Source organism: Emticicia sp. C21 (assembly GCF_003418935.1).
In the GTDB taxonomy this organism is placed as follows: domain Bacteria; phylum Bacteroidota; class Bacteroidia; order Cytophagales; family Spirosomataceae; genus Emticicia.
Map to the genome: position 1 here is coordinate 1 of NZ_QVMT01000009.1, position 25,475 is coordinate 25,475.

Annotated in this window: 23 protein-coding genes; 17 read left to right on the forward strand and 6 right to left on the reverse strand. The window is 36.6% G+C overall.

Features of this window, described 5'->3' with window-relative positions:
* Nucleotides 1-169 precede the first annotated feature (169 nt).
* The 9 genes from D0T08_RS18840 to D0T08_RS18880 all read left to right on the forward strand — a co-directional run bounded on the left by D0T08_RS18840 (nt 170) and on the right by D0T08_RS18880 (nt 11,246).
* Complete coding sequence (locus D0T08_RS18840) at nt 170-1,348, forward strand: thiolase family protein (RefSeq protein ID WP_116984238.1); 1,179 nt, start codon at nt 170-172, stop codon at nt 1,346-1,348.
* A gap of 61 nt (nt 1,349-1,409) precedes the next feature.
* A complete protein-coding gene (locus D0T08_RS18845; protein ID WP_116984239.1) occupies nt 1,410-2,738 on the forward strand; it encodes a GHMP kinase in 1,329 nt (442 codons plus the stop codon).
* Between the two features lie 32 nt (nt 2,739-2,770).
* Nucleotides 2,771-3,631 (forward strand): glycerophosphodiester phosphodiesterase family protein, encoded by an 861-nt coding sequence (locus D0T08_RS18850; protein WP_116984240.1) that lies wholly within the window; start codon nt 2,771-2,773, stop codon nt 3,629-3,631.
* Nucleotides 3,632-3,713: 82 nt separating this feature from the next.
* Nucleotides 3,714-5,072: an amidohydrolase gene (locus D0T08_RS18855; protein ID WP_116984241.1), complete on the forward strand. Its 1,359-nt coding sequence runs from the start codon at nt 3,714-3,716 to the stop codon at nt 5,070-5,072.
* 108 nt (nt 5,073-5,180) lie between these two features.
* Nucleotides 5,181-5,813 carry an L-threonylcarbamoyladenylate synthase gene (locus D0T08_RS18860; protein ID WP_116984242.1) on the forward strand — a complete coding sequence of 211 codons (633 nt, stop codon included), beginning with the start codon at nt 5,181-5,183 and terminating at the stop codon, nt 5,811-5,813.
* Between the two features lie 107 nt (nt 5,814-5,920).
* Nucleotides 5,921-7,456: an alkaline phosphatase family protein gene (locus D0T08_RS18865; RefSeq protein ID WP_116984243.1), complete on the forward strand. Its 1,536-nt coding sequence runs from the start codon at nt 5,921-5,923 to the stop codon at nt 7,454-7,456.
* A 106-nt stretch (nt 7,457-7,562) separates the two neighbouring features.
* Nucleotides 7,563-9,587, forward strand: coding sequence for a beta-L-arabinofuranosidase domain-containing protein (locus D0T08_RS18870; RefSeq protein WP_116984244.1), 2,025 nt, complete (start codon nt 7,563-7,565; stop codon nt 9,585-9,587).
* 52 nt (nt 9,588-9,639) lie between these two features.
* Nucleotides 9,640-9,999: a hypothetical protein gene (locus D0T08_RS18875; protein ID WP_147322816.1), complete on the forward strand. Its 360-nt coding sequence runs from the start codon at nt 9,640-9,642 to the stop codon at nt 9,997-9,999.
* Nucleotides 10,000-10,091: 92 nt separating this feature from the next.
* A complete protein-coding gene (locus D0T08_RS18880; RefSeq protein ID WP_116984246.1) occupies nt 10,092-11,246 on the forward strand; it encodes a DUF1624 domain-containing protein in 1,155 nt (384 codons plus the stop codon).
* A gap of 67 nt (nt 11,247-11,313) precedes the next feature.
* On the opposite strand, the gene D0T08_RS18885 is transcribed toward D0T08_RS18880, so the two are convergent.
* Nucleotides 11,314-12,066, reverse strand: a complete 753-nt coding sequence (locus tag D0T08_RS18885) for a DeoR/GlpR family DNA-binding transcription regulator (protein ID WP_116984247.1) — start codon at nt 12,064-12,066, stop codon at nt 11,314-11,316.
* Nucleotides 12,067-12,120: 54 nt separating this feature from the next.
* On the opposite strand from D0T08_RS18885, the gene nudK reads away from it, so the two are divergent.
* On the forward strand, nt 12,121-12,705 hold the full coding sequence (gene nudK, locus D0T08_RS18890; protein ID WP_116984248.1) for a GDP-mannose pyrophosphatase NudK: 585 nt from the start codon (nt 12,121-12,123) through the stop codon (nt 12,703-12,705).
* A 35-nt stretch (nt 12,706-12,740) separates the two neighbouring features.
* Here the strand turns inward: nudK and D0T08_RS18895 are convergent, their stop codons facing one another.
* The 4 genes from D0T08_RS18895 to polA form a co-directional block, all read right to left on the reverse strand.
* Complete coding sequence (locus D0T08_RS18895) at nt 12,741-13,697, reverse strand: glycosyltransferase family 9 protein (RefSeq protein WP_116984249.1); 957 nt, start codon at nt 13,695-13,697, stop codon at nt 12,741-12,743.
* The gene (locus D0T08_RS18900) at nt 13,694-14,593 is read right to left on the reverse strand and encodes a lysophospholipid acyltransferase family protein (protein WP_116984250.1); all 900 of its coding nucleotides are present in this window, start codon (nt 14,591-14,593) and stop codon (nt 13,694-13,696) included. The genes D0T08_RS18895 and D0T08_RS18900 overlap by 4 nt, the downstream gene beginning before the upstream one ends.
* Nucleotides 14,593-15,210 (reverse strand): NTP transferase domain-containing protein, encoded by a 618-nt coding sequence (locus tag D0T08_RS18905; RefSeq protein ID WP_116984251.1) that lies wholly within the window; start codon nt 15,208-15,210, stop codon nt 14,593-14,595. Before D0T08_RS18905 ends, D0T08_RS18900 begins: the two co-directional genes overlap by 1 nt.
* Before the next feature lie 93 nt (nt 15,211-15,303).
* Nucleotides 15,304-18,180, reverse strand: coding sequence for a DNA polymerase I (gene polA / locus D0T08_RS18910; protein WP_116984252.1), 2,877 nt, complete (start codon nt 18,178-18,180; stop codon nt 15,304-15,306).
* Nucleotides 18,181-18,291: 111 nt separating this feature from the next.
* Here polA and D0T08_RS18915 point away from each other — a divergent pair, with 111 nt between their 5' ends.
* From D0T08_RS18915 to D0T08_RS18925, 3 genes are read left to right on the forward strand one after another with little or no spacing between them, the layout of a single operon-like run.
* Nucleotides 18,292-19,797 carry a vanadium-dependent haloperoxidase gene (locus D0T08_RS18915; RefSeq protein ID WP_116984253.1) on the forward strand — a complete coding sequence of 502 codons (1,506 nt, stop codon included), beginning with the start codon at nt 18,292-18,294 and terminating at the stop codon, nt 19,795-19,797.
* 18 nt (nt 19,798-19,815) lie between these two features.
* Nucleotides 19,816-20,940, forward strand: coding sequence for an NAD(P)/FAD-dependent oxidoreductase (locus D0T08_RS18920; protein WP_116984254.1), 1,125 nt, complete (start codon nt 19,816-19,818; stop codon nt 20,938-20,940).
* Nucleotides 20,941-20,952: 12 nt separating this feature from the next.
* Entirely contained in the window at nt 20,953-21,462 is a 510-nt protein-coding gene (locus D0T08_RS18925) for a YbhB/YbcL family Raf kinase inhibitor-like protein (RefSeq protein WP_116984255.1), read from the forward strand.
* Between the two features lie 51 nt (nt 21,463-21,513).
* Here D0T08_RS18925 and D0T08_RS18930 read toward each other — a convergent pair whose 3' ends face one another.
* Nucleotides 21,514-22,125 carry a 7-carboxy-7-deazaguanine synthase QueE gene (locus D0T08_RS18930; protein WP_116984256.1) on the reverse strand — a complete coding sequence of 204 codons (612 nt, stop codon included), beginning with the start codon at nt 22,123-22,125 and terminating at the stop codon, nt 21,514-21,516.
* Between the two features lie 243 nt (nt 22,126-22,368).
* Here D0T08_RS18930 and ispG point away from each other — a divergent pair, with 243 nt between their 5' ends.
* The 4 genes from ispG to D0T08_RS18950 are packed head-to-tail and all read left to right on the forward strand — an operon-like array spanning nt 22,369 to nt 25,471.
* Complete coding sequence (ispG, locus tag D0T08_RS18935; protein ID WP_116984257.1) at nt 22,369-24,339, forward strand: (E)-4-hydroxy-3-methylbut-2-enyl-diphosphate synthase; 1,971 nt, start codon at nt 22,369-22,371, stop codon at nt 24,337-24,339.
* A 13-nt stretch (nt 24,340-24,352) separates the two neighbouring features.
* Nucleotides 24,353-24,547, forward strand: coding sequence for a DUF6728 family protein (locus D0T08_RS18940; protein WP_116984258.1), 195 nt, complete (start codon nt 24,353-24,355; stop codon nt 24,545-24,547).
* Between the two features lie 8 nt (nt 24,548-24,555).
* A complete protein-coding gene (locus D0T08_RS18945) occupies nt 24,556-24,909 on the forward strand; it encodes an MmcQ/YjbR family DNA-binding protein (protein ID WP_116984259.1) in 354 nt (117 codons plus the stop codon).
* 4 nt (nt 24,910-24,913) lie between these two features.
* Nucleotides 24,914-25,471: a tetratricopeptide repeat protein gene (locus D0T08_RS18950; protein WP_116984260.1), complete on the forward strand. Its 558-nt coding sequence runs from the start codon at nt 24,914-24,916 to the stop codon at nt 25,469-25,471.
* Nucleotides 25,472-25,475 lie beyond the last annotated feature (4 nt).

Here is a 25,475-nt window from a genome sequence, read left to right on the forward strand (position 1 = left end):
TGCAGAATGAAGTAAAAATGAAAACTTATAAAACAAAAAGTAGTAGCAATCTCTTGATTACTACTACTTAAAAAATGTACCTTTAATATCTATAACCCTGTATCGTTTTTTTAGGACTAGTCAACTGTTACAGGGAGCCCTGTAACAGTTTTATTTTAATTCACATCACATGGAAAAGGCTTATATCATTTCTGCTGTAAGAACGCCACTCGGAAGTTTTGGTGGGGCATTATCTACTATACCGGCACCTCAATTAGGAGCTACCGCCATTAAAGCGGCTATCAAAAAAGCAAATATTGACCCGAATTCTGTAGACGAATTGTTCTTCGGGAACGTTTGTCAGGCTAATATTGGGCAAGCACCTGCCCGCCAGGCAGCAATTTACGGAGGGCTATCGGTTAAAACCAATACAACTACTGTGAATAAAGTATGTGCTTCCGGCATGAAGTCAATTATTTTTGGTAGTCAATCTATTGAATTGGGTGAAAATCAGTTAGTAGTCGCTGGAGGAATGGAAAATATGTCAATGATTCCGTTTTATCTGGAAAAAGCCCGTTATGGATATGGTTATGGTAGTGGCGTTTTGGTCGATGGATTGGCTAAAGATGGCCTGACAGATGCCTATCAGCCACAAGCAATGGGTTGTTTTGGCGATTCAACTGCAGCAAAATATGGGATCAGTCGTCAGGAACAGGATGAATACGCTATACAATCGTATAAACGCTCGGCAGAAGCCTGGGAAAAAGGTTATTTTGAAAATGAGGTAACTCCCGTGGAAGTCATTGATAAAAAGGGGAATATCAAGGTTGTAAGTCAGGATGAGGAGTATAAGAATGTGATTTTTGAGAAAATACCCAATCTGAAACCTGCTTTTACAAAAGATGGTACAGTTACGGCTGCCAATGCCTCTACTATCAATGATGGTGCGGCTGCCTTAGTTTTGAGTTCGGGTGAGAATATTCAATTATCAGGTTTGAAACCGATTGCCAGAATTATTGCTTATGCTGATGCAGAACAAGAGCCAGAATGGTTTACTACTTCACCAGTATTTGCTGCGCAAAAAGCACTCGAGAGAGCAGGCCTCTCAGTTTCCGATATTGACTTTTTTGAAGTAAATGAGGCATTTTCGGTTGTTCCTATGGTATTCTGTAAAGAACTAGATTTAAAATACGATAACGTAAATATTTTTGGTGGAGCAGTTTCAATTGGGCACCCGCTGGGTTGTTCAGGTGCGAGAATTGTGACAACCTTAATTAACGTGCTTCAACAGAAAAATGGCAAATATGGATTGGCTGCCATTTGCAACGGCGGTGGCGGTGCCAGTGCAATTATCATCGAAAAATTATAATTGATATAGTCTTCATGAAGAGATGCCTGCAAAAGCATCTCTTTTGTTTTGATGCTTCTTTATGGAAATTAACTCTAATAGCTCTCCTATTTTAAGAAACTTTTTTGGTAATAACCAGCCGCTGGTTCAAGCAAGTTCAACAGGTCGTTTAGATGTAATGGGCGGGATTGCTGATTATTCAGGCTCAATGGTTTTGCAGATGCCGATTAAAGAAAAGGCAACTGTAACAGTTGGACATAGAGGCTACAATCAATTGCATATCAAAAGTCTTGATGTAACTGAAAACAATGAATTATTCATTGATTTAGAAGAATTACCCAAAAACTATAAAGAAGCCAATGAATACCTCAAACAATTAGAGGGCGGCGATTGGGCATCTTATATTGTAGGTTGTTTTCTGGTATTAATGATTGAAAAGCAGTTGAATTTAGGTGGGATTGATATTTTAGTAAAATCAGAAGTGCCCTTTGGTAAAGGTGTATCATCTTCTGCAGCCATAGAAGTAGCAACCCTGAAAGCCCTTGGAGAATTATTTTCAATTGAGTTTTCTGGTACTGAACTGCCAATTTTAGCACAAAAAGCCGAAAATTTAGTTGTAGGCGCTCCTTGTGGGTTAATGGATCAATTGGCTTCCTATTTTGGTCATGATAAATATTTGCTTCCCATTCTATGTCAGCCTGACAAGATTTTTTCAAGTATCAAAATACCAGATAATTTATATTTTGTTGGCATCGACAGTGGTGTCAGGCATGCTGTGAGTGGGGCATCTTATGGAGAAGTTCGGACGGCAGCCTCTATGGGTTTTTCAATTATAGCTCAGAAACAGGGAGTTTCAAAACATGATTTAAAAGGTACAAAGAACCACCTTCTACCTTATTCAGGCTATTTGAGCAATATTTCTCCCTCACAATATGAAGCAAAATATGCCAAATATCTTAGTTCGATGTACGGAAAAGATTTTCTGAATGAATTTAGTGTGGTAACCGATACTTTAGCACATATTAAGCCGGATACCTATTACAATATCAAGGCAAGTACACAGCACCCAATTTATGAAAATCATAGGGTAAGATTTTTTACTGAAATGCTGAAAGGTATTAATGATAGAAATCATAGTGAGTTAATGCCATTAATGGGCGAATTGATGTATCAATCTCATCAGAGCTATAATCAATGTGGCTTAGGCAATGAATACACGGATTTGCTTGTTGAAATGGCACACTCGAAAGGAGTAAATTCCGGGGTTTATGGTGCCAAGATAACCGGTGGTGGTAGTGGTGGTACCGTTTGCTTAATGGTTTATGGTGAACATGGACTTTTAACTGCTAAAGACATTATGAACCAATACAAAAAACAGACAAATCAGGACTCTCTTGTATTTTTTCAATAAGTTTACGCCTTAAATACTTTATCAATATTATAATGAAATTTCTGTATTCTATTCTTCTCGTTTTAGTAATAGCTTGTCATCCTGTTCCGCAAAAATCTTTCATTCAGGTTCCCGGAAAAGGTTTAATTAAGTTTCTGAAATATAATTCCGGCTTTAAACCTATGATTTCCTCGCATAGAGGTGGTGGAGATATTCCTGGTTATCCTGAAAATTGTCTTGAGTCTTTTGAATTTCTGGCGAGTAAAATTCCGACAATTATTGAATGTGATATTGAGATTACGAAAGATAGCGTATTAATGATGATGCATGATAATTCATTGGATAGAACCACCACAGGGAAAGGCAAAATTATTGCCCGGAATTGGGATGAAATAAAAGACCTGAATCTAAAGGATAATGCAGGAACTCTGACAACATTTAAAATACCTACATTGCAAGAAGTTTTGAAGTGGGGCAAAAATAAAGTGATTTTTGGATTAGATGTAAAGCGAAATACACCATATGAAAAAGTAGTGGCGATGGTAAAGAATTTAGGGGCACAAGATTATTGTATGATTATTGTCTATGATGAAAAGCAGGCAAAAAAAGTGTATGATTTAGATCCTGGCCTCATGATTTCTGTTACAATGAGAGATTTAAAAGAATATGAACGACACCAACGGGTAGGGATTCCTGACAAAAACATGGTGGCTTTTATCGGAACCAGAGAGCCGAACAAAGAATTTAATGATTTTTTGCATAAAAAAGGTATCTGCACTATTCTGGGTACATTAGGGAACCTTGACAAAATGGCTATTGCAAAAGGAGACCACCTTTATAAAGGTTTTGTAAATAATGGAGCTGATATTCTTTCCACTGACCGCATGTTTGAAGCTTATGAAGCAATTAAATAACTTGGATTACTGAACTTCAATCGCTAACTTAGTTTTACCGACCACATTAAATCAATTAAAATACTTAAATTAAATTTCATCAATGCGAAATCTCTTGATTAGTCTTCTTACCATGTCTTGTGGTCTTACCATGGGGCAATCAGCACTAAAACCTAAAATCAGTACAAGTGCAGATGCCTTAGAAAAGAAAGTTGTGGCCTGGCGCCGTGATTTTCATGAAAACCCTGAATTAGGTAACCTTGAATTCAGAACCTCTAAAATCGTTGCGGATCATCTTCGTTCATTGGGCATTGTGGTACAGGAAAAGGTGGGTGTAACGGGAGTTGTAGGGATACTTAAAGGCGGTAAACCGGGACCGGTTGTAGCACTTCGTGCCGATATGGATGGCTTACCTGTAACTGAGCGCGTGGATGTGCCTTTCAAATCAAAAGTAATGACGGAATATAATGGCCAGAAAACTGGAGTGATGCATGCTTGTGGGCATGATTCTCACGTAGCAATTCTGATGGGTGTTGCGGAGATTTTGTCGTCAATGAAAAATGATTTAGCTGGAACTGTGAAATTTATTTTCCAACCTGCTGAAGAAGGTGTTTATGATGCTAAATTATTGAAAGATGGCAAATCAGGTGCCGAATTGATGGTAATGGAAGGGGTAATGGAAAACCCTAAAGTAGATGCTATTTTTGGTTTACATATCAGCTCAGTAACAGAAGTTGGAAAAATTGGTTATCGCTCAGGTGCTACCATGGCGGCTGTTGACCAATTGGGTATTAAATTAAAAGGTAAACAAACACATGGAGCCAATCCGTGGTCCGGAATTGACCCAATTGTTACTGCAGCGCAGATTGTGATGGGTCTACAAACCATTGTGAGCCGTAATGTAAATATTACCGAAAACCCAGCTATTGTAACTGTAGGCGCAATTCATGGGGGTATTCGTCAGAATATCATTCCGGAATCACTTGAAATGATTGGAACTATCCGTACTTTTGGAACAGAGCAGCGTCAGTTAGTTCATCGCCGTATTAATGAAGTGGCTACAAATATTGCAGAGAGTGCAGGAGCAGTTGCTGACGTAAAAATCGATACGGGCTATCCTGTTACTTATAATGATCCTGCTTTAACTGATAAAATGATTGGTACTTTAGAAGCTATTGCTGGAAAAGCTAACGTGAATGTTCAGCCTGTACAAACTGGTGCAGAAGATTTCAGTTTCTTCCAGCAAAAAGTACCAGGATTATTCTTTTTCTTAGGCGGCAAACCTAAAGGCCAAACAAGTCCTGCACCTCACCATACACCTGATTTCTATATCGATGAATCAGGTTTTACTTTGGGTATGAAATCTCTGGCGAGTTTAACAGTTGATTATTTCGAAATGAATGCAGTGAAAGCAACTGATTTACAGGCTTCTAAGAGTAAAAAAGATAAAAAGAGCAAGTAATTTTGTGTTCTTATAAAATCCTGAAAAGGTTCGGCGTAAAACTTTACGCCGAACCTTTTTGTTTTATTAGAGGGCTAAACTTAAATTGCCCACCTAATTACGAAAGATATGTCTGCTGAAATCATTGAAATATTTCCAACTAATCCTGACGAGCGTAAGCTTCGCCAGGTAGTTGATTGCCTGAAAGGCGGAGGAATTATCATATATCCAACCGATACAGTTTATGCGATGGGTTGCGATATATTCAGTACCAAGGGAGTTGAGCGGTTGTGTAAAATAAAAGGCATTAAACCTCAGCATCATAATTTTTCAATTGTTTGTCACGACTTAAGTAATATTTCTACTTACGCAAAGGTATCTAATAATGCTTTTAGATTACTCAAAAGGGCTTTACCTGGGCCGTTTACATTCATTCTTCCGGCCACTGCAGATTTACCCAAAATCATGCAAACCAATCGTAAAACCATTGGTGTCAGAGTGCCAGACCACAAAATTCCGCAAAGACTCATTGAGATGTTGGGTAATCCTATTATTACCACGTCAGTAAAGGATGATATCGATGATATTATTGAGTACCCGAATGAAATAGAGGTGCTTTATGACCAGAATAAGGATAAAGCCGATATAATTATTGACGGGGGTTGGTGCGGAATTGAACCCTCAACTGTTGTTCTAGCGATTGATGATGATTTTGAGGTAATAAGAGAGGGACTTGGAGATTTTGACGAAATTAACAGATAATTCATCTGCCAAAATAGTCTTATTTAATTTGATCAGAGTACATTAGCAGGCCGAATATATCTTTTACTCTAATTTTATCTTACCACTACCTAAGAAAACCGTATACTATGAAAATCCTATTCAAAAAGGTTCTTTCTCTAGCTTATCTAATATTTATTTTTCAAATAACTCATGCACAAAACCCTAAAGAATTAAGAACACTTATTGTGTTTTTTGATGGATTAAGGCCTGATTATATTACCCTAGAAAATATGCCGAATCTCTATACTTTCAGCAAAAAGGGTTCTTATGGCAAAAATCACCATAGTGTTTTTCCTACTGTTACAAGGGTGAATTCCTCCTCTTATTCAACCGGAAGTTATCCTAAAACGCACGGTTTGATGGGAAATACGGTTTACTTTCCGAAAGTTGATAAAAAGCAGGGTTTGAATACAGGAGAAGCTGAAAATCTCAATAAAATTAATGACTCAGAGAATGGAAATCTGCTAACTGCTATTTCATTAGGTGAAATATTGACTAAAGCAGGAAAAAAGATGATGGTTTTTAGTTCAGGCTCTACCGGGTCTGCTTTATTACAAAATCATAAAGTAGGCAGCGGTGCGGTTATCAATACGAGCATGATTTTACCTGAATCATTTAGAGAACAAGTACTGAAAGAAATAGGTCCGATTCCGGAAAGTGTAAAGCCTAAACCTAATTTGCTGCAACACAAATGGATTACAGATGCCATATTGAAATATGGCATTACCTTAGATGGTCCTTTGGTGAGTTCGGTCTGGTTTTCTGACCCGGATGGAGCGGCTCATACATTTGGCATTGGTTCTGAGTTTGCGATGGAATCAATCAGAATCGTTGATGAACAGTTTGGACGTATTCTGAAAGATATAGAACAGAAAGGTCTGACAAATAATTTCAACATCATTATTTCTGCAGATCATGGTTTTGCCACCTTTATCGGAAAAACTAATGTGGCTGATTTTTTAGTTAGTCAGGGCTTAAAACAAAGCAAAGAGAGTGAAGATGTGGTGGTATCTGAGGGAGCAATTTATGTTCAAAATCATGATAAAGCGAAGATTCAGCAGATAGTAACAATATTACAAGGTCAGGAGTGGGTGGGTGGTATTTATACAAAAGGGCTAAAAACAGGCGATGCCAAAGGTTTTATTGCAGGCACACTTTCTTTTGAAGCTATTCACTGGAATCATGCCAATAGGACTGCTGATATTTTGGTTGACTATAACTGGAATGATAATAAGAATGATAAAAACTATGCAGGAACAAGCTATGCTAAGGGAGTTGCAGGGCATGGCAGTCTAAGTCCTTATGAGGTACATATTGCACTCTTTGCAAACGGGCCAAGTTTTAAAAAGGCATTCGAGAGCAATCTGCCAACATCAAATGTTGACCTTGTTCCTACTATTCTACATTTGCATCAATTGCCCATACCAGCTTCTATGAACGGACGAGTTTTTTACGAATTATTAAATGAGAAAAACACACCGAAATTACCTGAATTGAAGGTAGAAAAAATCAGTACTAAAGCAGCTTACCCGGGCGGCTCATATGAATTAGTACTACAGCAAGGTATATTAGGAAAATATAGATACCTGGATTATTCTAAAGTAGTTCGTGCTAGTAAATAAGAATTGATAAAAATCTCTTATTTTTACACTGCTCAAAATTATTGAGCAGTTTTTTTCGACCTATTAACACCGCCAATTTAATCCTAGTCTTCTTAACCTTTCAGCTATGATCAAGAGATTCCTTACAGTATTATCCGTCCCACTTATTATCCATCAAACACAAGCGCAAAATTCTTTTTATATTGCTAATAAAGCATCTCTTGCGCCACTTGAATATATTGAACTACCCTTAGGAACAGTAAAACCTAAAGGTTGGTTGCATACGCAACTGACAATCATGAAAAACGGTACAACCGGGCATTTAGACGAATACTATCCTAAAATCATGAATGATAATGGCTGGTTAGGTGGCAAAGGTGATGCATGGGAAGAAACTCCTTATTGGCTTGACGGTGCTCTCCCCCTCGCCTATTTACTGGATGATCAAACATTGAAAACTAAAGTACAGAAATATGTCAATTGGGTGATAGATAGCCAAAGGCCCAATGGTTATATAGGCGGAATTACTAAAGATGAAAGAGAAGGCAAGACAATTGTTGAATGCAAGCAAGGTGATGACTGGTGGCCTAAAATGGTAATGATAAAGGTTTTACAACAATATTATACAGCTACTAATGATAAAAGAGTTATTAAATGCTTAACTAATTACTTTAAGTATCAACATCAGAATCTTAAAAGTTGTCCATTAGTGAAATGGACTGATTGGGCAAAAGCCAGAGGAGGCGATAATCTGATGTCGGTTTATTGGTTGTATAATATTACAGGAGATAAATTTTTATTGGAATTAGGAGATACAATTTACCAACAAACTACTCCATGGACTGACCTTCTAGGTAAACGCAATTGGGTAATGCAAGCCGCTGCTAATCAAACCGATGAAAAATGGATGGAAAGACATGCAGTAAATGTAGGTATGGGCATAAAGCTTCCGGCTATTTATTATCAGGCTAAAAAGAATCCGGAACTATTAAAAAGCCTAAAAACAGGTTGGACAGATTTAATGACTTTACACGGGTTGCCTCATGGTATGTACTCAGGTGATGAAGATTTGCATGGAAATGACCCAACACAAGGCATTGAATTATGTTCAATTGTGGAGACAATGTTCTCTTTGGAGCAAATGATTAGTATAACGGGTGACCAAACTTATATGGATGCTCTTGAACGCATGACTTACAATGCTTTGCCGACCCAAACAACTGACGATTTTAATTCGAGACAATATTTTCAGATAGCAAATCAGGTGCAGGTGAGCCGTGGTGTGTTTGATTTTTCTTTGCCATTCTGGCGAGGCATGTGTAATGTTTTTGGACCTTATGCAGGATACACATGTTGTACAGCCAATATGCATCAAGGCTGGACAAAATTCACCTCGCATCTTTGGTATGCCACGCCTGATAAAGGTCTGGCTGCTTTATTATTTGCTCCCAGTACAATTAAAGCTAAAGTGGGTAATGGAACAGAGGTAAGCATTGAAGAAGAAACCAACTACCCATTTGAAGACCAGATTAATTTTATAATCAGTACTTCTAAATCAGTTGATTTTCCATTAGAGATACGAATACCGGTCTGGTGTAATGAGGCTACGTTAATATTAAATGGTCAAAAGCTAAGAGTGGAAAAGGGAGGCAAAATTGCCCGAATCAAAAGAGTCTGGGCAAATGGTGATAAAATCACTTTGCAATTACCAATGGAGGTAACCACGTCTAACTGGGCAAAAAATTCTCGTGCTATTGAAAGAGGGCCGCTGGTTTATGCCTTAAAAATTGAAGAAGAGTGGACAAAAAAGGAAATCAAAGAAGAAGGAATTTACTATGATATTCAGCCAAAGAGCGATTGGAATTACGGCTTGCCTCAGACAGTTATTAAAAAACCGATAGAAAATTCAACTGTTACAATAAAACCCAAATCAGATGCCTTTGTGTGGAATAGCTCGAATGCCCCGATTGAGATAAAAACAGTTGGTAAAAAGATTCCAAGTTGGAAAATTATTGAGGGTGTGGCTCGTCAGCCTGTTACTCCTCGTGATGGTCTGTATTTAGGTGAAGTAGACGATAAAGCGGAAACTATCACTTTGATTCCATATGGTTGTAGCAAGCTAAGAATTGTCGCTTTTCCTGTGGTTAAATGATCATTCCAACTATATCAATGATTTAAGTATCTTTAATCAAAAAACTAGGTCTATGATGAAGATACTTAAATCATTTTTACTTATCATATTATCATTATTCTTTAGCTCGATGAGTTGTGAAGACGGCGCACCTGAAAGAGAAACTATTGATTTTCAATTCTTTCATAATATGCCGGGCAGTTGTCCTACCTACTTTTTTAATACTTTAGATTCACACGTTGCCCATATCCCTACAGAATCTTCAAATTCTGTTATAAAGGCTTTTTTGAAAGACCAACCCGATGCGACCAAAGTCAGCATATCACTTCAAAAGACCGGAAAAATTATTCAACATGAGTGCGGAGACCGAGAACCTAATCCTAAATTGCATCCATTTGTTGAAATAGAGATATTTTCAATTTCTGAACGCTAATTTATCTTGATATTTTGTTCTAAGAAGATTAATTCCGAAATTGTCAATTGTTCACTAGTTTCTGAAAACCTATTACTCTAATCTTCTTACCTATGAAAAGAATCAATTCCATTGATTTTACCCGTGGACTAGTTATGGTAATTATGGCGATTGACCATTGCCGTGATTTGCTCCACATCGGAATAAACCCAACAGATTTAACTGTTACCACTCCCGCCCTATTTTTTACCAGATGGATAACGCATTTATGTGCGCCAACTTTTGTGTTCTTATCAGGTACATCAGCTTATTTATCTTATAAAAACCAGAATATGGGTTTAAAGGAAAGTCAGCGCTTTTTATTGAGCCGTGGACTATGGTTAATTTTCTTAGAATTTACAGTTATCGGTTTTGCGCTTTGGTTTGATTTCAAGTTCAGGATGTTTTTCTTACAAGTAATTGGCGCTATTGGGATTGGTTTTGTTATTCTTTCTTTTTTAATGAAATTATCATCTAAAACTATTCTGATCATAGGATTAGTCATTATTTTTTGTCATAATCTTCTGGGGCTTTTGCCAATTAATAATACTCCCTTTTCATTACTATCCCCTCTATTCAGTTTTTCACTTTTCCAGATTACGCCTGATACCACTTTTGCAATTGGTTATCCTCCTATTCCATGGTTAGGAATTATGTTGGCCGGATATGGCTTTGGCGGAGTAGTTTTTGATAAATCTCAAAACGTGAGAAAGGCAGCACTATTAAAATTAGGCATAGGCTCATTAGCACTTTTTATAGTTTTACGCTTTATCAATATTTATGGTGACCCTGCCCCTTGGTCTCCTCAAAAAGATGCACTTTTTACTTTCATGTCATTCATGAATCTGACCAAATATCCTCCCTCTCTTTTATATACATTAGCTACATTAGGAATCAGTTTTCTTATTCTTTATGTGAGTGATGGGCCAAAGAATAAGTTCATAGAAATTACGTCTGTATATGGGAAAGTACCGCTGTTTTATTATCTCATTCACTGGTATCTGATTCATACTATTATGTTTATCATGCTATACATGCAGGGGTTCAGCAACAAAGATTTTGTTTTTGGGCCTTTCCAGTTTGGTCGTCCGCAACAACCATCAGGTTTAGAATTAGGTGGAGTCTATCTCGTCTGGTTAGGAGTTATTATTAGTCTTTATCCATTATGCAAGTGGTATAGCACTTATAAAGCAGAGCATAGAGATAAAAAATGGTTGCGATATTTGTAATTTTTATCACAATTTTCATAAAAACAGTGTGTTTAACAATTGATAATGGCTTGGGAAACTGAGCATTTTATTTTAATATCCTTATTCCTAAGCTTTCATATTGATTTATCAAACTTTCATTTGCCCCTAAATCTGTAATCAGATAATTTGCCATGTTAATTGGTGCAAAAGGCAAGTATTTATCTTTCTCGAACTTACTTGAATCACATAAAAGAAAACTTTCTTTGGCATATTTGGCAAGTGCAGTTGAAATTTCTGCTTCTTTTTCGCTTGAAGCACTTAATCCATTAGCGAAAGAAATACCATCTACTCCTAAGAAAGCTTTATCCGCTCTGTATCGGGTAAAATGTTCAATGGCTACATAACCATGACTCGCCTGGCGCTCCATATCAATTTCACCTCCGGCAAAATTTAAACTGACCGAAGAATTAAGCAGAGCATTTACTATTGGGATTGAATTAGTTACGACTTTGATTTTCATGTTCCGGATAAAGGGACAGATTCTAAATACAGTGCTGCCACAATCTAAAAATACTACATCTCCTTCTTTTATATACGAAGCTGCTATCTGACATATATAATCTTTCTGTTCTCCTCTTACTGCTGATTTATTGACAAAATCAACAGGATCATAACTCAGACTAAGCTTCATGGCTCCACCATGTGTCCGGAATATCAGACCTTTATCAGACAGAATAGCTAAATCTCTACGGACTGTTATTTCAGAAGTATTCAATAAAACTGCTAATTCTTTTACATCAGCACTGCCATTTGTCTCTACTTTTTCTATAATTATCTGTTTACGTTCTTGGAAATTCATATCTATTTTCTAAATTTGTTCAAAAATAATCAAAATAATTCAAAAACAATCAAAATGAATAATCGCGTTCGAAATTTGACTACAGAAATTTTATCTGATAATTGGTATACGCTTCGTAAAGTTACATTTGAATGGCAAAAGAAAAACGGAGAATGGCAAAAACAAAGTCGGGAAGCCTACGATAGAGGGAATGGCGCAACTATTTTATTATATAATAATGCAACAAAAACAGTCATACTAACTAACCAGTTCAGAATTCCTACTTATGTGAATGGAAATGAAACCGGTATGCTAATTGAAGCTTGCGCTGGATTGTTGGATAAGGACGATGCTGAAAATTGTATTAAGAGAGAAACTGAAGAAGAAACTGGCTATAAAATAAGTCAGGTCAAAAAAGTCTTCGAATCCTATATGTCTCCTGGGTCTGTAACAGAAATATTGCACTTTTTTGTAGCAGAATATACCAAAGAACAAAAAGTAAATGAGGGAGGCGGTGTGACAGATGAGGAAGATATTGAAGTTTTGGAGCTTGACTTTACAAAGGCTTTACAAATGATGGAAAATGGCGAAATAAAAGATGGAAAAACGATTATGCTTTTACAATATGCTCAGATTCATCAACTAGTAAGTTATAATTAATCCTAATATCGCTAAAATTACACCTAGATTCTTGATTAAGAATCTAGGTTTTCGAGCACTAAATCATTCATGCATTTAAAATGTCCTTTCGGGCATTTATTATACCCTATTTTTGAGCAGGGTCTACAAGGAAGATTTTTATTTTCTATGATTCTGAATTCAGTTTGATAAGGATACATCCCAAATTCCGGAACAGTATTTCCCCAAATGGATATGATATTCTTTTTCAATGCGGAGGCGATGTGCATAAGTCCGGTATCATGGCTTACGACATACTGTGCTTGTTTCAAGATGGAAGCAGACTGGTTCAGACTATATTTGCCACAGGCATTATAGATGTTATTGCCAAGTGCTTGAACAACTATTTCTCCGGCGGGCTCATCTTCTTTTCCTCCCAAAAGAATAATTTTTTTATTGATTTTGCTGCAAAGTTCTATAATTCTTTCAACCGGAAGTTTTTTTGTAAAATGTTGACCACCAATAGCATAGGCTGCAAAAGGCTCTCCTGGCTCTATAATTCCTTCAAGATTTACTTCTTGGTTTGATGGAATGAAATAGTCCAGCCCTTTATTGTCATTTTTAATACCCAAAGTTTCAATCGTCTTTAGATTTCTTTCTACGATGTGAACATCGGGCATGCGATTGATTTTGAGATTGACTAAAAGCCATTTTTCAAAATTCAGTTTATTATAGCTAAAAGATTTTTTACCTAATCGATACTTGATAATAGATGTTCGAAGATTATTATGCAAATCAATTACATAGTCGTAATTTTCAGCCAGAAGTATTTTGATAAAAGAGTCAAGTTTCCCCTCTAATAAAAAAAATTTATCAATATATGGATTGCTTTCTACTAATACCTTAAATTGCCTTTTGGTAGCAAAGTGAACTTCTGCTTCTGGATATTGCTGTTTCAGACATCTAATCACCGGAGTTGTGAGTACAATATCTCCAATAGATGAAAAACGCAAGATTAAAAACTTTGTTTTCATTCTTTATAATTTACATCTATATATTGACCATTGACTTTCTGATATTTCCAACGTTTATGTGACCACATCCACGGAGTTGGATCTTGCCTGATATCTCTCTCTAATTTCCTGGCGTGCTGCTCTAATATTTTTCCTTTTGGTAATTCCTTTGGTATAGTACTTATCATATCAAAAACCGCCCTATACTTGCCTCTGGCAATTCTTTTGATGCAGACATAAACTACAGGTACATTGAATCGATGGGCAAAGATTTCAGTTCCTGAGAAAAAGGAAGTTTCCTGATTTAGAAATGTCGTCCAATAAGCTCTATCAGGTGGTGCTGACTGGTCATTGGCTAAAATTAATAAGAAAGGCTTATCTCCTTTTGTATTAATTTTTTTGTATGCTTCTTCCATCGCAATCATTTCTACGCCATATTTGGAGCGGAAATTAAGAAATAATTGATTGAAATATGGATTATGTTGCGTGCGGTAAATGGTTTTTATCTGAAAAGGCAACATAAAAGGTAAAACCTGATTTACCCACTCATGGTTGCCATAATGACCTGTTGAAACAATTACACTCTGACCTTTATTGTACAGATTGGTAACTACTTCAGGATTTTCTATACTTACACGTTTAAGCAATGCTTCTTTGGAAATCGTGAGACATTTGAGCATTTCCAGAAAAAAATCAATGATATATTGAAAGAAAGCCTTTTCTATTTTAATTAACTCGGTTTCGCTCTTTTCCGGGAAACTGTTTCTCAGGTTAGCTCTTACCACTGATTTTCTATAGCCGACTATATAGTAAATAATTATATATAAAAAATCGGAAAGTAGATAGAGAATCGGAAAAGGTAAAATGGAAATAAAATATAAAAAGGGTAATGCTATATAATAACCACCTGCTCGCATTAGTTCTGATTGTAATTAGACAAAAAATTCCGGTACTCCTCCATCGTATCCAGGTCGATTTTCCCCTCAGGGAAATCAATAGTAACTGTATGTTCTTTATTGGCTAAAATTACTTTTTTTGCTCCGTTATCGCCGCTTAATTCCAATAAGTCATTGAATAGTTTTCTTTTAAATAATACCGGTATCCCTATTTGATTATCATATTTACAGGCAACAATGTCTGGAGAACTCTCAGTATTTCCAGTTACACCTTTAGCCTTTTCGACTATTTTTTGAATCAATTCTGCAGAGACTAAAGGCATATCAACTGTCAAAAAGATAATCGCCTCCAACTCTTTATAAGTCATGTACGAGCCAGCCAATCCCATTTTAATTGAACTCGACATGCCATTTTCCCATTGTGGATTATCTATAATGGTAATTGGCATATGCTCTAATTCTTTACGAATCATCTGCCGATTAGCTCCAAGTACCACAACAATCGGATAACAAGCTGTTTCCATTGTCATTTCTGTAATTCGCTTAATTAATGAAATCCCATCAATATGAAGCAATTGCTTGGGAACACCCATTCGAGAAGAAGCACCTGCTGCTAAAATTATTATTCCTGTATTCATCTATATAAATACCCTCAACCTATTGGGTTGAAAGAATGTAATTATCTAAAAAATAATTGGTGTTAAATCAGAAGGACAGACTTAATAAGGCTATTAGTGCGCCTCTAACCAATTGTTGCCAACGCCCATACCTGTTTCCATCTTAACTGGTAACGGAATAGCGCTACACATTAGTTCATCAACTCTTTGTTTCAGATAATCTACCTCACTCCGAAGTGCATCAAAAACTAACTCATCATGCACTTGTAAAATCATTTTTGATTGCAGCTTTTCTTTTCTCAGGAAGTCGTGAATATTAATCATAGCTACCTTAATCATATCTGCTGCTGAGCCTTGTATAGGGGCATTAATGGCATTTCGCTCGGCAAATCCTCTATCGACTAAATTCTGAGAATTGATGTCACGCAAATATCTCCTTCTTCCTAATATGGTTTCAACATATTTAGTTTCTCTGGCTTTATTAATAGCAGAATCCATAAAAATCTTGATTTTCGGAAACTCCATCCAATAAGCATCAATCATTTCCTTAGCTTCACCACGAGGAATACTCAGTCGTTGAGATAAACCAAACGCCGAAATACCATAAATAATCCCAAAGTTGACCATCTTTGCTTTTCTACGCATATCAGACGTAACCTGGTCGATAGGAACTTTGAAGACCTTTGAGGCAGTTGTAGAGTGAATGTCTATACCCTGATTGAAAGCATTCAACATACTTTCGTCCTCGCTGAAAGCTGCCATAATGCGCAATTCAATTTGCGAATAGTCAGCCGATAATATCACATGGTTTTCATCACGAGGAATAAACGCTTTACGTATTTCACGACCTCTTACTGTACGGATTGGTATATTCTGCAAGTTAGGGTTAGTCGAACTCAAACGTCCCGTGGCAGCTACTGCCTGATTGTAGGAAGTATGTATTCTTCCAGTCTTTTTAGAAATCAGGGCAGGCAATGCATCTACGTAAGTACTTTTAAGTTTTAACAACTCTCTGAAATCTAAAATCTTTCTTACAATCTCATGTTCACCTTCCAATTTTGACAAAACATCTTCACCAGTGGCGTATTGACCTGTTTTAGTCTTTTTGGCACCTTTGTCTATTTTAAGTCTCTCAAATAAAATCTCACCTAATTGTTTGGGGGATGAAACGTTAAATTCGCCGCCTGCCAGACTATATATACTTCTTTGAATCTCCTGAATATCAGTATCCAATACTCTTGACATTTCATGCAAGGTATCAACGTTTACCTTTACTCCCGACATTTCCATATCTGCCAGCACGCAAACAATTGGCATTTCAACATCCATTAAAAGCTTTTCTTGCAAACCAATCGCACTCAATCTTGGTTGTAATACCTGTTTCAATTGCAACGTAATATCGGCATCTTCTGCGGCATATTCTTTTACTTTTTCAACATCAACTTCCCGCATCGTCAGCTGACCTTTGCCTTTTTTGCCAATCAGGGTTTCTATTGAAACAGGGTCGTAGTTCAGATAAACGTTAGCCATATAGTCCATCCCATGTCTTTGCTCTGGCTCAATGATATAGTGCGCCAACATGGTATCGTACATTTTTCCTTTTACTTCTACCCCATAGTTTTGCAGAATCATCAAATCATATTTAATGTTCTGCCCTATTTTCATGATTGACTCATTTTCAAAAATTTCTTTAAATTCCTGAACAAGATGAAACGCTTCTTCCTGATTTTCAGGAAAGGGAACATAATAAGCCTCGCCTTTACGATAAGCAAATGACATACCTACAATTTCAGCATCAATAGCATCAACAGAGGTAGTTTCGGTATCAAAGCAGAATTCATCCTGCTGAGAAAGATAGTATATCAGGCTTTTTCTTAACTCAGGTGTATTAATCAGATGATATTCATGAACAACTGATTCAATAGTATCTTTAGAGGAAGCGTGAAATCCGAATGTTGCTTCTTCTTCCAAATCCGCAGGGAGCGCAGTATTATTTGAAGTATCGGACTCAAACATGGAAATCTGTTGACCAGATTTTGCGCCAATGGCAGATTTTTTCTCTCCAACAGCAGTTGTCGGTTTTGCTACAGGACTGGTTGTTGCTGTGTTTGAGGGGTCGTCAGGTAATAATCTTTTCCTAAGCGTTCTGAATTCTAATTCGTCAAGCAATGGTGATAATAAATCCACATGCGGCGGCATGATTTTTAGTTTATCAGCATCAAAATCAATAGGTACATTCAACTCAATTCTTGCCAGTTCTTTCGACAATAAGGCAATTTCTTTACTATTTCTGACTGACTCTCCTAATTTACCTGATATTTTTTCACTATTGGCTATCAAATTTTCAACTGTATCATACTCAGCAATTAATTTAGCGGCTGTCTTTTCTCCCACCCCTTGAATACCAGGAATATTGTCTACTGCATCACCCATTAATCCGAGTATATCAACTACCTGATCTACACGTTTGATTCCCCATCGGCTGCATACTTCATTCACACCCATTACTTCAGTGTCTTTTCCACCAATAGCAGGTTTATATAAATAAATATGTTCTTCTACTAACTGCCCGTAATCCTTATCTGGGGTCATCATAAATACTTCAAATCCCTCCCTTGCTGCTTTTTTAGCGAGTGTACCAATGACATCATCAGCCTCAAAGCCTTTGAGGCTCAGGCAAGGAATATCCATTGCTTCCATCAGTTTCTTTACATATGGGATAGCTATAGTAATATCATCCGGTTGTTCCTGACGATTAGCTTTATATTCAGGGAATCTTTCATTACGAAAAGTTCCTCCCGGCAAGTCAAAAGCAACACCAAGGTGCGTTGGTTTTTCTTTTTGAATAACTTCTAGTAAAGCATTGGCAAAACCGAAAACACAGCTTGTATTTAAACCATTAGAAGTGATTCGAGGCGCTTTAAGAAACGCAAAGTGCGCTCTGTAAATAAGCGCCATGGCATCAAGAAGAAATAGTTTTTTGTCGGGCATTGTGTAATTATTCGGTATAATTGTTGCAAAATCCTTTTCTAAATCAGATTTTTGTTTGGAATAGAATCCAGATTCAAATATTCGCCTTTTTATTAATATAATCTCTCAACTATGAAAAAATCTTTTTTAAGCATAATTTTAATCATAGTGTGCTCAGGAGTATTTGCGCAACAGAAGACTCCAACTAAAAGTAAGTCCAAAACTAAACCTGCTCCCGTTACCAAAAAGACTAACACTCCTAAAACTTCTACAAAGGTAATTCAACCACAGGTAAATTCACAAGAAGATAATACAATTGAAGAAGTTAATACAGCTACATCAGCACAAATTGGTAGTCCTACATTTATCAGAGTTGAGCCGGTCAGAAAATATAATTATGACTCATCTGACCTTGTAGTAAAGTGGCATGAATTAATTTTTGACCTGGTAGAGCAGACAGTAGGCTATAGCCCAAATGTTTCGGCAAGAAATATGGCCTATATCAATTTAGCAGCTTATGAAGCTATACTTCCTGCCTATCCGGATAATTTCTCGTTGGCAGGACAGTTACAAGGTTTGACAAAACCAGACAGTCTTTTTGCCGATAATACAAATTTCAACGCACCTCTGGCTGTGTCAAGTGCCATATTTACTATGGTGGATAAGTTATTTATTTCGTCGCCATATATCTGGATGGAAAAAGTTTATGCGTTAAACGATACCATCAACGATCATTTTGCGCAAAAACTTACCCCTGAAACGTTGGAAAAGTCAAGAAAGTATGGAGAAAAAATTGCGAATTGGATTTATCAGTACTCAATGACTGATGGCGGGCATAATACCTTTATGCGCACGTATGATATGAATTATAAAATACCAGTGTGTACTTCTTGTTTTGAAATTAACAGAGTAGCTGATTTAGAAAATACAGGGCCTTTACATCCGTACTGGGGTAAAAACAGAACATTTTTGAAAGAAAATCAGAATGGAGTGGATATAAAGCCTAAAGTAGAATTTTCAATCTATCCTAATTCTCCATTTTATAAAATGGCTTTAGAAGTTTATAATATTTCAAAAGAAGTAAAACCGAATAGTGAGAAATTACAAATAGCTAACTTCTGGGACGATGCCTCATCATTTACTTATTCAGCACCGGGCCATTCTGTTTCTATTCTCACTCAGGTGCTTAAACAAAACCCTAAAGGATTGGACCAGGCAACTGAATTATACAGTAATCTTACTATTGGGCTAAACGATACCTTTATAGCTACCTGGAAGATTAAATATGAACAGAACTTCATCAGGCCGATTGCTTATATTAAACGATATATTGATAGCAAATGGGAAGCCGCTTTGTTGACACCTCCATTCCCCGAATTTCCATCTGGTCACTCTGCACAATCGGCAGCCATGGCAACTATTCTAACCGATAAGTTAGGGGATTCAGTAATCTATACAGATTATTCAAAGTATTTTGTAGGCCCACCTAAGCAATTTGCCTCATTCTGGGCAGCGGCCAAAGAGTGTAGCATTTCGAGAGTATATGGGGGTATCCATTTTAGAGATGGAATTGATCAGGGTTCTGAAGTAGGAAAGATCGTTGGCAAAAATTGCTTAAGTTTACATTATAAAAGGTAAGTAATAAATCTGATTCCTATGCATGATGCCATTGTTATTGGAGGCGGACTAGGAGGACTAACGGTAGCAATTGAGCTAGCCGGAAAGGGATTTTCTGTGATTGTAATTGAAAAGCATGCTTACCCATTCCATAAGGTATGCGGTGAGTATATCTCAAATGAAGTAAGACCCTATCTGGAACATATAGGATTAGACATTAATAAACTTGGCGCTTCAACCATTAATAAATTTCAGCTTACTTCAATTAAGGGGAAAAGTCTGCACTCTCCTTTACAAATGGGTGGCTTCGGTATTAGTCGCTATACGCTTGATTATGAATTATATAGAATTGCGCTAAATATTGGTGTACAATTTGAACTAAATGCAAGTGTTGAAGATACCCAACGTATAAACGATACGTTTTTTGTGGATACCAATACAAATAAAACTTTTCAGGCAAAAGTACTTATAGGTTCTTATGGAAAACGAGCACGGGTTGACAAAGTCATTCAGCGGCCAATTCCAAAACAACAGACCAGTTATTTAGGTATTAAATACCATATCTCGCTTGATTATCCAAAAGATTTGATTTCCTTACATAATTTCCACGGCGGTTATTGTGGCATTTCTGCTATTGAAGACAATAAATTCTGTCTTTGTTATTTAAGCCAGACCTCGAATTTGAAACACAAAAGTGGAATTAAACAAATGGAAGAGGATATTCTCTACAAGAATCCATTTCTGAAAGAAATTTTTACAAATGCTGAATTTCTCTTTAAAAAACCTGAGGTGATTAATGAGGTAGTATTTGTAAGTAAAAGTCAGGTTCATGAAAACATAATTATGGTTGGTGATTCCGCCGGATTAATTACACCTCTTGCAGGTAATGGTATGTCCATTGCTATCAGGTCGGGTTTTTTTTCAGCACAATTAATAACAGAATTTTTACAAGGAAATATTAACAGAACAGAATTAGAAAAGTTATATATATCAAACTGGAACAGCAATTTCAGAAATCAGCTCTGGCGAGGCAGACAATTGCAAAAATTATTTGGCAAAGAAAAGATCTCTGAACTGGCTATTACCTTTTTAAAGAATCTCCCTGTGCTGATGCCGCTGGTTATCAGAAGTACGCATGGAAAAGTATTAGAATTCGACCATTAACGCAATTAAAATATGGAACAAAACGAAGACTCAACTTTTAAGAGGAATTTCACACTTAAAAGCAACAACTTGAAGGGGCAGGCAACTGCTAAAGATTTTTTTAACAGCTTCGGCTGTACCGGGCAAAATACATCACCTCACCTATCATGGACTGATGCACCAAAAGGCACTGAGAGTTTTGCCGTAACCATTTTTGATGTAGATGCGCCAACTGGAAGTGGATGGTGGCACTGGATAATTTTTAATATCCCGCCAGAAGTAACTGAATTGAAACCAGAGGCAGGAGATATTAATAAATCAATTGCACCTGAAGGATGCATTCAAGCCCGGAATGATTATGGGACTTTTGGCTATGGCGGCCCTTGTCCTCCGCCAGGTCAACTTCATCAGTATATCATCACAGTATTTGCACTAAAAACGAAATTAGATTTAGATAAAGATACCGTTCCAGCTATTATCGGTTTTAATATTAATGACAATACAATTGCCAAAGCATCTATTGTTATCTACGCTAAGCGTTAATTTTAAAGCTTTTGAGCCGTCAGTGTTAGAGATTAGCAAGATAAACCTATCTTAAGGTATATCCATAAACTTATGTGTTTGCAAGCTCACTTTCCATTGAGGGTTTTCTTTTACATAATCAATTATCAAAGGCAGCATCTCACTTTGCTTGCTCCATTCAGGTTGTAGCAATAACATGCAATCTTCATTGATTAAACTGGCATGTTTTTCAGCAAAAGCAAAATCCGATTTATTATATACAATCACTTTTAATTCATTTGCTACTCTATATATACTTTCGTGAGGCTCTTTAAATTTTTTGGGTGAAAAACATATCCAATCCCAGACGCCTGAAACCGGATACACACCGGAAGTTTCTATATTTGTTTGAAATCCGGCTTGTTTTAAAGCAATTGTTAAATGGTCTAAATTATACATTAAAGGTTCTCCACCAGTAATTACTGCCATTCTACCCTTGTATTCAGTAGCACCTTCAACTATTTCTTCTATTGTAAATTGAGGGTGTATTGAAGCATCCCAGGATTCTTTTACATCACACCATACACAACCCACATCGCACCCACCCAAGCGAATAAAATAGGCAGCCTTCCCCGAATGATACCCCTCACCTTGCAAGGTATAAAACGATTCCATCACGGGCAATTTTACTTCTTCTGTAACCATTAAGCAATAATTTTTCACAAAATTACCAATATTCTATCAAATTCGTATAAGTGTCTTTTTATCGTGAATACAATCACGGAAAATTGACATTTCCTATAATTAAATCACAATTCAATCACAAGTTTTGTACTTTTTTTAGAAGAAAAAAAATCAAGATTGAATTTATATTAAATTTTTCAACCATTCTTTCATAAAAGACGTTATATTCATGTTTAGATTTGCGTAAAAAAACTGAAACATTGAATGTCTGAATCAGAAAAAAAATATTGCGATTCTTTAACCGAATATTCCCGAAGAAAAACGAATCAAGTGCAGGTAGGTGATGTCTGGATAGGTTCTGATTACCAAATCAGAGTGCAATCCATGACTACAATTGATACGATGGATACTATTGGTTCTGTTGAGCAAACTATCCGGATGATTGAAAGTGGCTGTGAGTTGGTAAGAATCACCGCCCCAAGCGTTAAGGAAGCACAAAACCTTGAAAATATAAAAAAAGAACTTCGAAGCAGGGGTTATTCTACCCCATTAGTTGCTGACATTCATTTTACCCCTAATGCCGCAGAATTAGCCGCACGAATTGTAGAAAAGGTGCGTATCAATCCGGGCAATTACGCGGATAAGAAGCGTTTTGAGTTTATTGATTATACTGAAGCAAATTATCAGGCTGAGCTAGACCGAATCAGAGATAGGTTTTTGCCTCTTGTAAAGATTTGTAAAGAATATGGCACTGCTATGCGAATTGGTACTAACCATGGCTCCTTATCTGACCGCATTTTAAGTAAATATGGTGATACACCTTTAGGAATGGTTGAATCAGCTTTGGAATTCTTAAGAATCTGTGAAGACGAAAACTATTTCAATATAGTTATTTCGATGAAGTCTTCTAATCCACAAGTAATGGTTGAAGCCTATCGCTTACTCGTTCAAAGACTGAATGCTGAACAATTAAAGCCTTATCCACTGCATTTAGGCGTTACAGAGGCCGGTGAAGGTGAAGATGGTAGAATTAAATCTTCAATGGGGATTGGTACATTATTAGAGGATGGTTTAGGAGATACTGTTCGTGTTAGTTTAACAGAAGATCCTGAATTTGAAGCCCCTGTTGCTAAAGCATTGGTCGACAGATATACTTATAGAAAGGAGAAAACTACATTTATTCCGGAAATTATATATAATCCTATCAATCCCTATCAATATCAACGCAGAGAAACAGTTGAAGTAGAAAATTTCGGAGGGTTGAATGTGCCGAGGGTAATTGCAGATTTTTCGGACATTTTGGTTGAAAAACATGAAGATTTAAAGCCTATCGGTCATTTTTATTTGCCATTGCCTGATAAATGGCGCATGAATGACATTGGCGCAGACTATATTTATAGCGGTAAAAAATCGATTCCTTTCATGCTGCCAAATGGCTTGAAAGAGATTTTAGATGCAGAGACTTGGGCTTTGCATGAAGATAAGATTAATAAGTTTCCATTGTTCGATGCGAAAACATTTGTTGAGGCAATACAACGCAAAGATCTTCATCAATCAAACAATTTTGTAAAACTTAGCATTACAGATTTAAATGCTGATTTTATTGAAACTATCAAACAATATACGAATGTTATATTAATAGCAGAAACTGACAACGAAGCTGCTATGCCTGAATTAAGAAAATTATACTTCGATTTGCTTAATTCAAACGTTAAAAATCCGGTAGTTCTCAAAAGAGATTATTCAAATATTTCAGAGATTGACGGACAATTATATGCCGCCACTGATTGCGGTGGATTGCTGGTTGATGGTTTTGGTGATGGCATTATGTTATCTTTTGATAATCCTGTAGTAGCTAATAGTACTTCGTTTGGCATTTTGCAAGCCGCTCGTACCCGTATGAGCAAGACTGAATATATCAGTTGTCCGTCTTGTGGTAGAACCTTATTTGATTTGCAGGAAACCACAGCCATGATTCGTAAAAATACAGACCATTTGAAAGGTGTTAAGATTGGTATTATGGGTTGTATTGTGAATGGGCCTGGCGAAATGGCAGATGCTGATTATGGATATGTAGGTATTGGAAAAGATAAAATTGCTTTATATAGAGGGCAGAATGTGGTAAAAAAATCGGTGCATGCTGATAATGCAGTAAATGAATTAATAGAATTAATTAAAGAAGATGGTCGTTGGTTAGAGCCAGAAGTTTTAGAAATGGAGCTAATGAACGGGTGATAAAATTAAAGCGATGATACAAAAACTTAAACACTTTCTTTCAATTGGGCCTGTTTTTGCTTACTTTTTCAGGGTATTTCGCAAAGACAAAGAAGGAAAATATCCCCATAGTTTTAATCTGAAAATGATGCATGGAATTAATAAGATTTCAATAGTCATGTTTTTGATTTGCGTGATTATCATGGTAACCCGTTGCGCAACCAGATAAGAATAACAATGAATATAGAATCGTTCAGAGAATACTGTTTATCTAAGAAAGGCGTAACGGAAGAGCTACCATTTGGCCCTGATACCTTGGTTTATAAAGTGATGGGCAAAATGTTTGCACTGACAGGGTTGGATTCTGAACGATTCAAAATGAGTTTGAAAAATAGTCCTGAAAAGAATGAGGAACTGAGGGCGGAGCATACTTGCGTTACTGGCGCGTATCATATGAATAAACGCCATTGGAACACGGTTTCTGTGGATGGAACGGTGAAAGATAATATATTAAAAGAATGGATAGATGATTCTTATGGGATTGTGGTAAGTAATTTGCCAAAGAAAATTCAAGAAGAACTCACTAAATGATAATATGATGGAGGCCTTGCTGATTGGCATACCGTTTTTGATTTATATCTTTCTGAGAATCAGATTGGGTAGTGATATTTCGCCCCAGGAATACGATGAAATTATTTTTAAAGACGGAATTGAGGCTTACAAATCAGCCGATTATCTAGCTGCTTTCAGATATTTTGATGCGGAGGTGCATGAATACCCAAAATCTTCGACAGCGTATTTGTATAGAGGTAAATGTCATTATTCTTTTGAAAACTGGGAAGCAGCTTTGGCTGATTTTGAAAAATCTATCAGGCTTGATAATGCTTTAGCTGACACTTTTTACTGGAAAGGCCTTTGCCATTATCAGTTAGAAGATTATACTTTATCACTTTTTGAACTAAAACGAGCATCAAGAATGTATTTAGACAAAAATGCAGAAGTGATGCGCATGATTGGCGAATTGGAGTTTAGGAAAGCTGACTTTGAAAGTGCAGAAAAAAGCTTTAAAATAGCTGCTGACTTAGGAGATAATAAATCCAATATACTGTTACAAACGCTTTTCTATGGGAATATCAGAAAAGCATCAAGTTAAATCA

Coding starts and splice junctions, on each gene's coding strand:
- D0T08_RS18840 (WP_116984238.1), top strand. CDS start 170: ATGGAAAAGGCTTATATCATTTCTGCTGTAAGAACGCCACTCGGAAGT.
- D0T08_RS18845 (WP_116984239.1), top strand. CDS start 1,410: ATGGAAATTAACTCTAATAGCTCTCCTATTTTAAGAAACTTTTTTGGT.
- D0T08_RS18850 (WP_116984240.1), top strand. CDS start 2,771: ATGAAATTTCTGTATTCTATTCTTCTCGTTTTAGTAATAGCTTGTCAT.
- D0T08_RS18855 (WP_116984241.1), top strand. CDS start 3,714: ATGCGAAATCTCTTGATTAGTCTTCTTACCATGTCTTGTGGTCTTACC.
- D0T08_RS18860 (WP_116984242.1), top strand. CDS start 5,181: ATGTCTGCTGAAATCATTGAAATATTTCCAACTAATCCTGACGAGCGT.
- D0T08_RS18865 (WP_116984243.1), top strand. CDS start 5,921: ATGAAAATCCTATTCAAAAAGGTTCTTTCTCTAGCTTATCTAATATTT.
- D0T08_RS18870 (WP_116984244.1), top strand. CDS start 7,563: ATGATCAAGAGATTCCTTACAGTATTATCCGTCCCACTTATTATCCAT.
- D0T08_RS18875 (WP_147322816.1), top strand. CDS start 9,640: ATGATGAAGATACTTAAATCATTTTTACTTATCATATTATCATTATTC.
- D0T08_RS18880 (WP_116984246.1), top strand. CDS start 10,092: ATGAAAAGAATCAATTCCATTGATTTTACCCGTGGACTAGTTATGGTA.
- D0T08_RS18885 (WP_116984247.1), bottom strand. CDS start 12,066: ATGAATTTCCAAGAACGTAAACAGATAATTATAGAAAAAGTAGAGACA.
- nudK (WP_116984248.1), top strand. CDS start 12,121: ATGAATAATCGCGTTCGAAATTTGACTACAGAAATTTTATCTGATAAT.
- D0T08_RS18895 (WP_116984249.1), bottom strand. CDS start 13,697: ATGAAAACAAAGTTTTTAATCTTGCGTTTTTCATCTATTGGAGATATT.
- D0T08_RS18900 (WP_116984250.1), bottom strand. CDS start 14,593: ATGCGAGCAGGTGGTTATTATATAGCATTACCCTTTTTATATTTTATT.
- D0T08_RS18905 (WP_116984251.1), bottom strand. CDS start 15,210: ATGAATACAGGAATAATAATTTTAGCAGCAGGTGCTTCTTCTCGAATG.
- polA (WP_116984252.1), bottom strand. CDS start 18,180: ATGCCCGACAAAAAACTATTTCTTCTTGATGCCATGGCGCTTATTTAC.
- D0T08_RS18915 (WP_116984253.1), top strand. CDS start 18,292: ATGAAAAAATCTTTTTTAAGCATAATTTTAATCATAGTGTGCTCAGGA.
- D0T08_RS18920 (WP_116984254.1), top strand. CDS start 19,816: ATGCATGATGCCATTGTTATTGGAGGCGGACTAGGAGGACTAACGGTA.
- D0T08_RS18925 (WP_116984255.1), top strand. CDS start 20,953: ATGGAACAAAACGAAGACTCAACTTTTAAGAGGAATTTCACACTTAAA.
- D0T08_RS18930 (WP_116984256.1), bottom strand. CDS start 22,125: ATGGTTACAGAAGAAGTAAAATTGCCCGTGATGGAATCGTTTTATACC.
- ispG (WP_116984257.1), top strand. CDS start 22,369: ATGTCTGAATCAGAAAAAAAATATTGCGATTCTTTAACCGAATATTCC.
- D0T08_RS18940 (WP_116984258.1), top strand. CDS start 24,353: ATGATACAAAAACTTAAACACTTTCTTTCAATTGGGCCTGTTTTTGCT.
- D0T08_RS18945 (WP_116984259.1), top strand. CDS start 24,556: ATGAATATAGAATCGTTCAGAGAATACTGTTTATCTAAGAAAGGCGTA.
- D0T08_RS18950 (WP_116984260.1), top strand. CDS start 24,914: ATGATGGAGGCCTTGCTGATTGGCATACCGTTTTTGATTTATATCTTT.